This is a genomic window from Mesorhizobium sp. WSM4808, assembly GCF_055811675.1.
In genome coordinates this window covers 226,942-239,357 of sequence record NZ_JBVVQX010000004.1, presented here as the reverse complement: position 1 = coordinate 239,357, position 12,416 = coordinate 226,942, and the positions used below count along the sequence as shown (strand labels likewise).

Genomic DNA, 12,416 nt, shown 5'->3' with positions numbered 1-12,416 from the left:
GTCACTCACTCTCTTTATTGTACCGACTGGTATATTATCGCTTGACGCGTGAATCGATCTGCCTTTTATATACCGATCGGTAGATAATGGGGAAGTGAAGCGATGTCGAAGCTGTTGATCTTTTGTACTGCGCTGTTGCTGGCCACGCAGACCGCCAGCGCCAACGTTAAACCGTTTCCGGCCAGCTTCGAAACGCGCGAGGTCAAGACGGACGGTGTGACGATCCACGTGCGCGTAGGTGGTTCCGGTCCTGCGGTACTAATGCTGCACGGGTACGGTGAGACGGGAGACATGTGGGAGCCGCTCGCCGTTGAAATGGCAAAGGATCACATGGTCGTCGTGCCGGATCTACGTGGCATGGGTCTGTCGTCTCATCCTGAGACTGGCTACGACAAGAAAACTCAGGCTGCCGACATGGAAGCAGTCCTGCGCAGCCTAAATATCCAAAGCGTCGATCTCGTCACGCATGACATTGGCAATATGGTGGGTTTTGCCTTTGCTGCGCAGCATCGGGATCAGGTGTCCAAATTTGTGCTGATCGACGCACCTGTTCCCGGCGTCGGCCCCTGGGAAGAAATACTCAAGAACCCGCTTCTCTGGCATTTCAGGTTCGGTGGACCGGATATGGAGCGGCTCGTGGCAGGTCGGGAGCGGATTTATCTCGACCGATTTTGGAACGAGTTTTCTGCCGATCCATCACATTTCGACGAAGCGTCCCGTGAGCACTATGCCGCTCTCTACGCTTTGCCGGGCGCGATGCACTCCGGCTTCGCGCAGTTCGCAGCCTTCGACCAGGACGCGCTCGACAACAAGGCGATCCTGGAAACGTCAGGAAAGCTGAAGATGCCCTTGCTGGCAATCGGAGGAGAAATGTCGTTCGGTACTCAAATGGCGACGGTGATGCGCTTCGCCGCGGACAACGTTACCGAGGGCGTCATTCCCGGTTCGGGACATTGGATCATGGAGGAGAATCCGGTCGCCACGGTGAAAGTGGTCACTGACTTCCTCAGATAAACGCGATCGGTTTGCTATCAGCTTTCAGGCATCGCGCAAACAGAGTTTGGTGGACGACTTGGGCGCAAAGCTGCCGTCCACTTCGCGGAAGACGTAAGTCGTGTTCGGGCAAAACTCAATCGTTCAGAGTAATTGGGTTTTGGCTCAAGCCGCCTTCTTCTTCGCCAGTCTTGCCTTGATCGAGGCGACGTCGGCGCGCGGGGTCGCGGCGAACAGCGTCCTGGTGTAGCTGTGCTTGGGGTCGGCGAAGACCTCGTCGCGCGAGCCGTATTCGACCGCCTCGCCGAAATACATCACCATCACATCGTCGGCGATGTAGCGCACCACGGACAGATCGTGGCTGATGAAGACATAGGTCAGCTGGAACTCGTCCTGCAGGTCGGCGAGCAGGTTGAGCACCTGTGCCTGCACGGAAAGATCGAGCGCCGAGACCGGCTCGTCCAGCACCAGCAGGCTTGGGTTGAGCATCAGCGCGCGGGCAATGGCAATGCGCTGGCGCTGGCCGCCCGAGAACATATGGGGATAGCGGTTGTAGTGCTCGTGGCCGAGGCCGACCTTCTTCAGCATCTTCATCGCAAGGTCGCGCCGCTCGGCCGCCGGCTTGTCGGTGTTGATCAAAAGCGGCTCGCCCAGCACGTCGCCGATCTTCTGGCGCGGATTGAGCGATCCATAGGGGTTCTGGAAGACGATCTGGACCTTGCGGCGCATCTCTTTGGTCAATCCTCCCTTGGCGATATCGACCTTGTTGCCGTCGATGAACAGGTCGCCTGACGTCGCCGGATCGATCAGCGTGATGATGCGGGCGAGCGTGGACTTGCCGCAGCCGCTTTCGCCGACGATGGCCAGCGTCTTGCCCTTGTCGACCTTGAACGAGACGCCCTTGACCGCGTGCACGGTACGCGGCCCGGTGAACAGGCCGCCGCCGATGTGGTAGTCGCGCACGATGTTCTTGCCTTCGAGGACCGTGGTGCTCATGAGGCGGCTCCCGCAGCAGAGGGGGCCGGTTCGAACATCATGTCGGAAACGGTCGGCAGCCGGTCGCCGACGGCGTTCTCCGGCAGCGCCGACAACAGCGCACGCGTGTAATTGCTCTTCGGCGATTCAAACAGCGACAGCACGTCGGCCTCTTCCATCTTACGGCCCTTGTACTGGACGATGACGCGGTCGGCGGTCTCGGCCACCACGCCCATATTGTGGGTGATCATGATCAGTCCCATGCCGTATTTGGCCTGCAGCGAAACCAGCAGGTCGAGGATCTGCTTCTGGATGGTGACGTCGAGCGCCGTGGTCGGCTCGTCGGCGATCAGCAGTTTCGGATTGCAGGCGATGGCGATGGCGATCATGACGCGCTGGCATTGGCCGCCCGACATCTGGTGCGGAAACGAACTCAGCCGTTCTTCCGGATCGGCGATGCCGACCAGCTTCATCAATTCGATGGCCCGCGCCCGCCGCTGAGCGCGATCCATACCCATATGGAAGCGCAGCACCTCCTCGATCTGGAAGCCGACGGTGAAGCACGGATTGAGGCTGGCGATCGGCTCCTGGAAGATCATCGAGATGTCCTTGCCGACGATCTTGCGGCGTTCGGACGGGCTGAGCTTCAGGAGATCGACGCCGTCGAAGGCCATGCGGTCTGCCTTGACGGTTGCCGTGTTGGGCAACAGGCCCATCACCGCGAGCATCGCCACGGACTTGCCGGAACCGGACTCGCCTACAATCGCCAGCACTTCGCGCGGCTCGATCGAGAGGTCGATGCCTTGCACGGCCATGAACGGTCCGGCCGCGGTGTCGAAGGAAACGGTGAGGTTCCTGATCTCGAGCAGAGGCATGCTCACGACCTCTTCAGCTTGGGGTCGAGCGCGTCGCGCAGGCCGTCGCCGATCAGGTTGATGGCGAAGACGGTGATCAGGATGGCGAGGCCCGGGAAGGTCACCACCCACCAGGCGCGCAGGATGAACTCGCGCGCTTCGGCCAGCATGGTTCCCCATTCCGGCGTCGGCGGCTGCGCGCCCATGCCGAGGAAGCCAAGGGCCGCCGCCTCGAGGATGGCGTTGGAGAAGGACAGCGTCGCCTGCACGATCAGCGGCGCGATGCAGTTGGGCAGGATGGTGACCAGCATCAGCCTGAGATGGCTGGCCCCGGCGACCTTGGCCGAGACGACATATTCGCGGGTCTTCTCGGCCATCACGGCGGCGCGGGTGAGCCGGGCGAAATGCGGCTGCAGCACAAAGGCGATGGCGATCATGGCGTTGACGAGGCCAGGGCCGAGAACCGCGACAAGCACCAGGGCCAGCAGCAGCGACGGGAAGGCCAGGATGATGTCCATGATGCGCATGATCAGCGTGTCGACCCAGCCGCGGCAGTAGCCGGCGAGCAGGCCGAGAATGACGCCTGAGATCAGCGCTGACGTGACGACGACGAAGCCGATGGCGAGCGAGAACCGCGAGCCGTAGATCAGCCGCGACAGCATATCGCGGCCGACAGCGTCGGTGCCGAGCAGGAACTGCGCGTTGCCGCCTTCCTGCCAGGCCGGCGGCGTCAGGAAGAAGTCGCGGAACTGATCGTCCGGCGAATGGGGCGCCAGCAGCGGCGCGAAGATGGCGATCAGGATCAGCAGCGCAAAGACGAAGAGCCCGATCACCGCGCCCTTGTTGACGGAGAAGTAATGCCAGAACTCGCCGAACATCTGCAGCCTGGCGTCCTGCGGCTTGACGACGGTCGCGGCTTCGATGGTGGCTGGGCCTTCGTTGCTCATGTCAGTTGGCCCGGATGCGTGGGTTGATGACGGCGTAGAGCACGTCGACGATGAGGTTCACCGACATGACGATCAGCGCGATCAAAAGCAACCCGCCCTGCACGGTGAAATAGTCGCGCTTGGAAATGGCGTCGATCATCCATTTGCCGATGCCGGGCCAGGAGAAGATGCTCTCGGTCAGGATGGCGCCGGTCAAAAGCGTGCCGACCTGCAGGCCGATGGTGGTGACGACCGGGATCAGCGCGTTGCGGAAGGCATGCAGGCCGATGACGCGGCGCGGCGCCAGGCCCTTGGCACGCGCGGTGCGGACATAGTCCTCACCCAGCACTTCGAGCATCGCCGAGCGCGTCTGCCTGGCGATGACTGCGAGCGGGATAGTGCCGAGCACGATCGTGGGCAGGACGAGGTGCGACAGTGCCGAGCGGAATGCGCCCTTCTGGCCCGAGATCAGCGAATCGATGGTCATGAAACCGGTCACCGGCTTGAAGAAATAGAGAAGGTCGATGCGGCCGGAAACCGGCGTCCAGTGCAGCGTGCCGGAGAAGACGATGATCAGCAGCAGGCCCCACCAGAAGATCGGCATGGAATAGCCCGCCAGCGCCGTGCCCATCGTCAGCTGATCGAACCAGGAACCGCGACGGATGGCGGCGAAGATGCCGGCGGCGACACCCAGGATGACGGCAAAGATCATGGCGAAGATGGCGAGTTCGACCGTTGCCGGGAAGCGCACCAGGAAATCCTTCAGCACCGGCGTCTTGGTGGAAAACGAGGTGCCGAAATCACCGCTGAGGATGTTGGTCAGATAGGTCAGATATTGTTGCCAGATCGGCAGGTCGAAACCGAACTGGTGCATCAGCGCCGTGTGGCGTTCGGGCGACAGGCCGCGTTCGCCCGCAAGCACCAGCACCGGATCACCGGGCAGGATGCGCACGAAGCCAAAGGCGAGGATGGTTATCCCGATGAAGGTCGGGATGATGAGGGCGAGCTTGCCGAGGATATAACGCAGCATGGCGGGCGAGTGGGGGCGTCACCATATGGTGGCGCCCCCGTTTCGCAACCTTATTCGGCGATATCGACGCCGTCGAAGCGGTGGATACCGAGCGGATCCATCGCAAAGCCGGTGACGGTCTTCTGCATCGGCATGAACACCTTGGAGTGAGCGAGCGTCGCCCAGGGTGCCTGTTCCTTGAAGATGACCTGTGCCTGTTCATAGAGCTTGGTGCGCTCGGCCTGATCCGAAACGGTCTTGGCCTTGTTGATGAGCGCATCGAAGTCCTTGTTGCACCATTCCGCGCGGTTGTTCGAACCGACGGAAGCGCAGCTCAGGAGCACGCCGAGGAAGTTGTCCGGATCGCCATTGTCGCCGGTCCAGCCGACGATGACGGCGCCGTCGTGATCGACCGCGGAAGCGCGCTTGAGGTATTCACCCCAATCGTAGCTGACGATCTCGACGGTGACGCCGACCTTGGCGAAGTCCGCCTGGATCAGCTCGGCGGTACGGCGCGCGTTCGGCATATACGGGCGCGACACCGGCATGGCCCAGACGTTCATCTTGAGGTCCTTGACGCCGGCCTCTTCAAGCAGCTTCTTGGCTGCATCCGGATCGTAAGGATCGTCCTTCACTTCCTTGTTGTAGGACCACATGGTCGGCGGGATCGGATTGATCGCCACCTGGCCGGCGCCCTGGAAGACGGCGTCGATGATGGCCTTCTTGTTGATGGCCATGTTGAGCGCCTTGCGGACGCGCACGTCGTCGAACGGCTTCTGCTGGGTGTTGTACATCAGCGCGCCGACATTGAGGCCTTCCTGCTCCTCGACCTTCAGGTTCGGATCGGCCTGCAGGCCTGCGATGTCGGCCGGTGCCGGGTACGACATGATGTTGCATTCGCCGGCCTTGAGCTTCTGCGCGCGCACCGCCGGATCGGTGGTGATGGCGAAGACCAGATCGTCGATCTTCTGCTTGCCGCCCCAATAGTCCGGGTTGGCCTTGTAACGGATGGCGGCGTCGGTCTGGTAGTCGACGAAGATGAACGGACCGGTGCCGATCGGCTTCTGGTTGAACAGCTCAGGCGTCTTGTCGGCCTGCAGCTTGTCGGCATATTCCTTGGAGACGACCGAAGCGAAATCCATGCCCAGCGTTGGAATGAAAGTGATCGCCGGCTCCTTGAGGGTGAACTTCACCGTCAGGTCGTCGACCTTCTCGACCTTGGCGATGTTTTCGCCGAACTGGTCATTGTAATACTGGTATGCAATGCCCGGAATGTACTGAAACCAAGGGCCGTTCTTGTCGACCTGGCGTTCGAACGAGAACACCACGTCGTCAGCGTTGAAGTCGCGCGTCGGGGTGAAATAGTCGGTCGCGGCGAACTTGACGCCCTTGCGCAGCTTGAAGACATATTCCTTGCCATCGTCGGAGATCGTCCAGCTCTCGGCCAGGCCCGGCGAGGTCGTCGTCTTGCCGTGATCGAATTCGACAAGGCGGTTGAAGACGGTGCGCGATGACGCGTCGAACGTCTGGCCTGCGGTATACGGCGCCGGATCGAAACCCTCCGGCGAAGCTTCCGCGCAGTAGACCAGAGTTTTCGCATTGGCCACGCCGCCCAGGACGCTTGCAGCCAGCAACGCGGCTGCAAAAGTCAGCTTCTTATTCATTGAGCACTCCCTGATGTTCTTCCAAGCCCCTCTATCAGGCTCGCGAAGCGCGCATATAAGCACCGTTTTTCCGGCTTTGGAACACCCCGTTTGCTTACCCCGCGGGAAGCAGGAAAAAAATCCGCTATTTTGCCAAATTGGAGAAAAAATTAGCAGTTTCTTCCATTCACGAGATTATTAACAACCGAATTTTTTTATTGATCGCCAAGCTGACGTTATAATGTTCCCCGCGCTTCCGAGCGGCCGAGGGATGCGCCAGAACACCGTTTGGCAGCGCTGGCGGCGGCAAGGACTTTCGACGGCAAATCTTTCGCCGTGTTGCCGCAAGGGCAAGACTTGCACGGTCACCAAGGGAGGCAATACATAGGGTATAACGGCCGCAGCGGAGGGCGCCCTTGTGAATTCAGAGGCGAGGTCAATTCAGGGGCGAGCGCGGCGCGAATGAACAAGACTTGTCCAGGGAGGAACGGGTGGCAAAAGCATCAAGGACGACGACGGTGAAAGCGGGAGCCAAGGCGCCGTCGAAAGCAGCCGGTACTGCCAAGCCGAAAGCACCCGTTGCCAAGGTCGCCACGCCGAAGGCGGCCGCGGCGCCCGTAAGGGCAAGCACAAAGCCGGCGGTGAAAGCCCCGGCCAAGGCCGCGGCCGAAAAGACGGCGCCGGGGAGTAAAGCGGGTGCGGCAAAGCCCGCTGTCAGGCCGGCGTCGAAGGCTGCGGCGGCGGTGAAGGCCCCACCGGCGGCAAGGCCGACCGCCGCCACCGCCAACCGATTGCCGAAAGCATTGACGGCGCTGGCCGCCGGCTTGCCGGAAAAGCCGTGGCTCAAGAGCTATCCGAAAAACGTGCAGGCGGAGATCGGCGCCCTGCCCTACAGCTCGATCGGCGATTTCCTCGTCGGCGCCTGCAAGCAGTTTTCCGCGCAGCCGGCCTTCACCTGCATGGACAAGTCCATCAGCTACACCGATATCGAGCGGCTGTCGGCGGCCTTCGGCGCCTACCTGCAATCGAAGGGCCTGCAGAAAGGCGCGCGCGTCGCGCTGATGATGCCGAACGTGCTGCAATATCCGGTGGCGATGATGGCGATCTTGCGCGCCGGCTATGTCGTGGTGAACATCAATCCGCTCTACACGCCGCGCGAGCTCGAACACCAGTTGAAGGATTCCGGTGCGCAAGCCATCGTCATCCTGGAAAACTTCGCCAACACCTTGCAGGCGGTGATCGCGAGGACGGCGGTCAAGCATGTGGTGGTCGCCGCGATGGGCGACATGCTCGGCGGCCTGAAGGGCACCATCGTCAATTTCGTCGTGCGCCGCGTGAAGAAGATGGTGCCGGCATGGTCCTTGCCCGGCCATGTCAAGTTCAATGCCGCCATGAAGGCCGGCGCCGGCATGGGCTTCAAGCCGGCCAAGGTGGAAGCCGACGATGTCGCCTTCCTGCAATATACGGGCGGCACCACGGGCGTGTCGAAGGGCGCCACACTGCTGCACAGAAACGTGCTCGCCAACGTCGCGCAGAACGCGCAGTGGATGGAGGACGCCTACACGATCAAGCCGAAACCGGCGCACCCCAACTTTATCTGCGCGCTGCCGCTCTATCATATTTTCGCGCTGACCGTGAACGCACTGATGGGCATGCAGCAAGGCGCCCGAAATGTCCTCATTCCCAATCCGCGCGACATTCCCGGCTTCGTCAAGGAACTGCAGAAGTATCCGGTGCACATCTTTCCCGGCCTCAACACGCTGTTCAACGCGCTGCTCAACAATGAGGATTTCCGCAAGCTCGACTTCAAGCCGCTGGTGCTGACGCTGGGCGGCGGCATGGCGGTGCAGAAGGGCGTTGCCGAACGCTGGAAGACGCTGACCGGTTGTTCGGTCACCGAAGGCTACGGCCTCTCGGAAACTTCGCCGGTGGCCACCGCCAACAAGTTCACCGCCGGCGACTTCACCGGCACCATCGGTTTGCCGCTGCCCTCGACCGAGATCGCCATCCGCGACGACGACGGCAACAATTTGCCGCTCGGCGAGGTCGGCGAGGTCTGCATCCGAGGACCGCAAGTGATGGCGGGCTACTGGAACCGGCCCGATGAGACCGCCAAGGTGATGACCAAGGACGGCTACTTCAAATCCGGCGACATGGGCTTCATGGACGAGCGCGGCTACACCAAGATCGTCGACCGCAAGAAGGACATGATCCTGGTCTCGGGCTTCAATGTCTATCCGAACGAACTCGAGGAAGTCGTGGCCATGCATCCGGGCGTGCTCGAAGTGGCGGCGGTCGGCGTGCCGGACGAGCATTCGGGCGAGGTGCCGAAACTGTTCGTGGTCAAGAAGGATCCGGCGCTGACCGCAGAGACGCTCACCGCCTTCTGCCGCGAGAACCTGACCGGCTACAAGCGGCCCAAATACATAGAATTCAGGACCGAGCTGCCGAAGACGCCGGTCGGCAAGATCCTGCGGCGAGCTTTGCGCGAATGATTGCAGCCGGCGGCGCGGATGCCGTAAATGCACCTTGCCGTCCTGACCCGGCAGAATTCATCAGGACGAACATGCGCCTCGCCCCGGTGCCGTCGGTGCCTGAGATCCGGCTCTACACGCCGCACCCGGCCAGCGGCCTGAGGCGGCTTACCGATCCGCTCCAAGGCTCCGACGCCGATGACGACACATTCGAGGCGGACGAACCTGAGCCGCAGCCGCCTTACTGGGCTTATGTGTGGGCCGGCGGCGCGGTGCTTGCGCGCCACATCATGGATCACCCGCAAACGGTGGCCGGTCGCCGCGTGCTCGACCTTGGCGCCGGTTCCGGCCTCGTTGGCATCGCCGCAGCCAAGGCCGGTGCGCGCGAAGTGATCGCCGCCGAAATCGACCGCAACGGCGTTGCCGCAATCGGCCTTAACGCCGCGGCCAACGACATCGAGATCACCATTGTCGACAAGGACATCACGACGGCTCCCCCGCCGCCGGTCGACCTCGTGCTTGCGGGGGACGTGTTCTATGGCCGCGAGGTCGCTCTACGCTTCATCCCGTTCCTCGACCGCTGCCTGGCAGCCGGCATCGAAGTGCTGGTCGGCGATCCCCGCCGCAACGACCTGCCGCTGTCGCGGCTGCGGTTGCTCGCCGAATACAAGGTGCCGGATTTCGGCGACGCGAAGGGTGCCGCGAGCAAGCCGAGCGGTGTGTTTTCCTTCGAGGCGGATAACCGCTGGCGCTGAGATCAAAACCCAGTCAGTCGGAATGACCGGGTTCGACCTCCATCTTTGCCGCAACGACGTTGCTGGCCATTACCTGAAAGCAGACATTCGACTGCTGCACCACGTTGGCCGTTTTGCGCCTCATTTCGGCCGTTGCCGTCGTGACGGCCGCTGCCCAGAAGCGGACAAAGGCGAGGCAGAGCACCGTGGCACCTTTGCGCCAGAAGCTGCCATTGGCAAATGACCAAGTTAGGTCAATCCCCCTGCTCGACCGCCAGTCCTTCGATGAGAGTGTCCAGTGCCGCCTCGAGGGGGTTCGGCCCCACCTTTTCGGGCACGAGAAGGCCGTCAATAGCAAGCATGGCGATGCCGTGCAGCAAGGCCCAGCACGTCGCTGCCTGGCCCTGTATTGGTCGATTGCGAATAAGGCCGGCGGCCTGACCCCGTCGCAACAGCTCGACCGTCACCTCAAATACGCTGAGAGCACTATCGCTCAAGTGGAGGCCTGTCGATCGTCCCTCTTCAGCGCTGAACATCAGGCGATAGAGCGCCGGATTTTGCATGGCGAAGGCGATGTACGCCTGTGCGATCGGCACGACCTCATCGCGCAATGATGCAGTGTTTTTTGGTGTCGCACCGTTGAGTGTTGCCGCTAGTTCGGCAAATCCCAACTTCGCCAGCTCGGCCAACAACGCCGACTTGTCGTGAAAGTGCTTATAGGGCGCCGCGTGGCTCACACCGGCCCGGCGAGCGACTTCCCGCAGCGTGAACTGCCAGTCCTTCTCCTCCCGAAGCATGTCCTGTGCCGTGTCGATGACTGCACGACGGAGATCACCGTGATGGTAGGGGCGACTAATCGGGTCTGGCATGATAGCAAAGTTTCTCGTGGATACATTGTTGACAGTGACTACTTCAAGGCTTATGTAGAGGCATAAGTTTCTCTTGTCTACATCAGAGTGGATCATGAACGCCATATCAAAAACCACCGACGCCGATCACATAGGCGGTTTTCTGTCAGCCCAGCTGCGCGACGAGGCCCTGAGCCATGCCAAGGGCATCTATGAGCAGGTTCGGTGGAACACCATCAAGCTCCTGCACGCCCCCTCCGGGCGGCCGGTCGAAATCAGTCTCAACATGATGCTGCGGTGACCGGAATGGCGTCCCCAAATGAAACCCAGAAGCATCAGCACGTGACCGCCGACAGCTCGTTCCCGCTCACCGGCTCGTGCGAGTGCGGCGCCTGCTCGTTCGAAATCCAAGTCGCGCCAAAGGGCAGGTTCCGGTGTCATTGTCTCATATGCCAAGGCTTCACTGGCAGGCACTTTTCCGACGTCGTCGTCGTGCCGGCCAGGCATGTCACGCTGAATGACGCCTCGAACATCTCCTTCGCTAAGTATCGCCCGCCGCCGAACTTCAATCGCGGCAAATGCCGGACATGCGGAAAGCCCGTAGTCGAGGTCGCGGGGGTAGGCTCCCTGCAGCTGATGTTCATTCCGGTCTTCAATCTGCGGCCGACCGCGCCTTTGACTCCCGTTCGCGCCGACGTCTTCTACCACCGCCGCGTCGAGGACATGCATTACGGCGTCCCCCACTACAGCGGTTACTGGCCAAGCCAATATGCCATCACCCGCACGATTATCCGCAGCCTGTGACGAGCTGCTTCTCAGCGCTTGCTGCCATCACAAATCGAACCAACTGAAAGAGACATTCAAATGAGCAAAGACAACAAGGCAATCGCGCTGGTGACCGGCGCTTCCTCGGGCATCGGCCTGGCGACCGCCAAGGCACTGGTCAGGGCGGGCTACTGGGTGTTCGGCACGAGCCGCAAGGCCGTTGCAGACCGCGACGGGATCACCATGCTGGTCTGCGATGTCACTGAAGATGCATCGGTGGAGGCGCTGGTTGCCGAGATCGCGCGACGCGCCGGGCGCATCGACCTCGTCGTCAACAACGCCGGGATCGGCATGCTGGGTGGCGCCGAGGAATCATCCATTGGCCAGACTAAAAGACTGTTCGACGTCAATGTGTTCGGCGTCGCCCGCGTCGTCAACGCGGTGTTGCCCATCATGCGCCGTCAGAAGAGTGGTCGGATCATCAACATGAGTTCCATTCTCGGCCTGATCCCCTCGCCGTTCAACGCCTTCTATGCATCGACCAAGCACGCCATCGAAGGTTATTCGGAGTCGCTGGATCACGAAGTGCGGGGCTTCGGCGTCCGCGTCCTCATGGTCCAACCAGGCGTAACGCACACCGCCTTCGAGGAAAACCTGACGCGGGCGGACCAGCCTATTGACGTCTATGGCGTCGGCCGCGACCGCAGCGAGAAGCTGATGCGCAAATGGGTGGATGCTGGCGATGATCCGCAGGTGGTCGCCGATGCTGTGGTGAAGGCCGCAACCGCGGCCAACCCCCGGCTGCGTTATCCTGCAGGACCACAGGCCCGCCAGCTCAGCATGGTGCGCCGGTTCATGCCGCAGCGCATCATGGACCGCATGCTGCATCGGTATAACGGCTTCAACGGCTAACGCTCGCAAACCGAAGGCCCGCAGCCCGACCGCACCTTGGCGAAGCTCGCGACGGCGATCCGGCACACCCAAACAATCAATCAATCTGGAGGCGATGATCAATCGTGCCGTACTGCCGCCCGACGCCGACCTGGTCGCCGCGTATGGTGAGTTCAGCCGATCACTCACCTTGCCAGGATTTCTCGTGCGTGCCGCTGGGAGCCAGGCCTTGATCCAGCAAGCGGGCTCCGATATCGAGTACCGTCTAGGGCACTACCTCGGCATCGCCAATCAACGGGGCTGA

General features: G+C 61.6%; 13 protein-coding genes. 7 read left to right on the top strand and 6 right to left on the bottom strand.

The window, feature by feature from the left end; all coding sequences use genetic code 11:
- Window positions 1-102: 102 nt before the first annotated feature.
- Window positions 103-1,014 (top strand): alpha/beta fold hydrolase, encoded by a 912-nt coding sequence (locus AC0L2U_RS08840; RefSeq protein ID WP_127397773.1) that lies wholly within the window; start codon window positions 103-105, stop codon window positions 1,012-1,014.
- 144 nt (window positions 1,015-1,158) lie between these two features.
- Here the strand turns inward: AC0L2U_RS08840 and AC0L2U_RS08835 are convergent, their stop codons facing one another.
- The 5 genes from AC0L2U_RS08835 to AC0L2U_RS08815 all read right to left on the bottom strand — a co-directional run bounded on the left by AC0L2U_RS08835 (window position 1,159) and on the right by AC0L2U_RS08815 (window position 6,421).
- Window positions 1,159-1,989 carry a dipeptide ABC transporter ATP-binding protein gene (locus AC0L2U_RS08835; protein ID WP_023811483.1) on the bottom strand — a complete coding sequence of 277 codons (831 nt, stop codon included), beginning with the start codon at window positions 1,987-1,989 and terminating at the stop codon, window positions 1,159-1,161.
- The gene (locus tag AC0L2U_RS08830; protein WP_473601826.1) at window positions 1,986-2,843 is read right to left on the bottom strand and encodes an ABC transporter ATP-binding protein; all 858 of its coding nucleotides are present in this window, start codon (window positions 2,841-2,843) and stop codon (window positions 1,986-1,988) included. Before AC0L2U_RS08830 ends, AC0L2U_RS08835 begins: the two co-directional genes overlap by 4 nt.
- Before the next feature lie 2 nt (window positions 2,844-2,845).
- Window positions 2,846-3,700: an ABC transporter permease subunit gene (locus tag AC0L2U_RS08825; protein WP_224618710.1), complete on the bottom strand. Its 855-nt coding sequence runs from the start codon at window positions 3,698-3,700 to the stop codon at window positions 2,846-2,848.
- Between the two features lie 70 nt (window positions 3,701-3,770).
- Window positions 3,771-4,778: an ABC transporter permease subunit gene (locus AC0L2U_RS08820; protein WP_127398204.1), complete on the bottom strand. Its 1,008-nt coding sequence runs from the start codon at window positions 4,776-4,778 to the stop codon at window positions 3,771-3,773.
- A 50-nt stretch (window positions 4,779-4,828) separates the two neighbouring features.
- Window positions 4,829-6,421: an ABC transporter substrate-binding protein gene (locus AC0L2U_RS08815; RefSeq protein WP_127330705.1), complete on the bottom strand. Its 1,593-nt coding sequence runs from the start codon at window positions 6,419-6,421 to the stop codon at window positions 4,829-4,831.
- Window positions 6,422-6,891: 470 nt separating this feature from the next.
- Between AC0L2U_RS08815 and AC0L2U_RS08810 the strand changes: the two genes are divergently transcribed.
- Together AC0L2U_RS08810 and AC0L2U_RS08805 are read left to right on the top strand one after the other, a co-directional pair.
- Complete coding sequence (locus AC0L2U_RS08810) at window positions 6,892-8,895, top strand: long-chain fatty acid--CoA ligase (protein WP_127397300.1); 2,004 nt, start codon at window positions 6,892-6,894, stop codon at window positions 8,893-8,895.
- Window positions 8,892-9,629: a class I SAM-dependent methyltransferase gene (locus tag AC0L2U_RS08805; protein ID WP_127808075.1), complete on the top strand. Its 738-nt coding sequence runs from the start codon at window positions 8,892-8,894 to the stop codon at window positions 9,627-9,629. The genes AC0L2U_RS08810 and AC0L2U_RS08805 overlap by 4 nt, the downstream gene beginning before the upstream one ends.
- A gap of 233 nt (window positions 9,630-9,862) precedes the next feature.
- Here AC0L2U_RS08805 and AC0L2U_RS08800 read toward each other — a convergent pair whose 3' ends face one another.
- On the bottom strand, window positions 9,863-10,477 hold the full coding sequence (locus AC0L2U_RS08800; RefSeq protein WP_127397304.1) for a TetR/AcrR family transcriptional regulator: 615 nt from the start codon (window positions 10,475-10,477) through the stop codon (window positions 9,863-9,865).
- A gap of 94 nt (window positions 10,478-10,571) precedes the next feature.
- On the opposite strand from AC0L2U_RS08800, the gene AC0L2U_RS08795 reads away from it, so the two are divergent.
- The 4 genes from AC0L2U_RS08795 to AC0L2U_RS08780 all read left to right on the top strand — a co-directional run bounded on the left by AC0L2U_RS08795 (window position 10,572) and on the right by AC0L2U_RS08780 (window position 12,416).
- Window positions 10,572-10,757: a hypothetical protein gene (locus AC0L2U_RS08795; protein ID WP_127808076.1), complete on the top strand. Its 186-nt coding sequence runs from the start codon at window positions 10,572-10,574 to the stop codon at window positions 10,755-10,757.
- 41 nt (window positions 10,758-10,798) lie between these two features.
- Window positions 10,799-11,260, top strand: a complete 462-nt coding sequence (locus AC0L2U_RS08790) for a GFA family protein (RefSeq protein WP_127808077.1) — start codon at window positions 10,799-10,801, stop codon at window positions 11,258-11,260.
- A gap of 60 nt (window positions 11,261-11,320) precedes the next feature.
- Window positions 11,321-12,133 carry an oxidoreductase gene (locus tag AC0L2U_RS08785; protein ID WP_127808078.1) on the top strand — a complete coding sequence of 271 codons (813 nt, stop codon included), beginning with the start codon at window positions 11,321-11,323 and terminating at the stop codon, window positions 12,131-12,133.
- A 94-nt stretch (window positions 12,134-12,227) separates the two neighbouring features.
- Entirely contained in the window at window positions 12,228-12,416 is a 189-nt protein-coding gene (locus AC0L2U_RS08780) for a hypothetical protein (RefSeq protein WP_174800301.1), read from the top strand.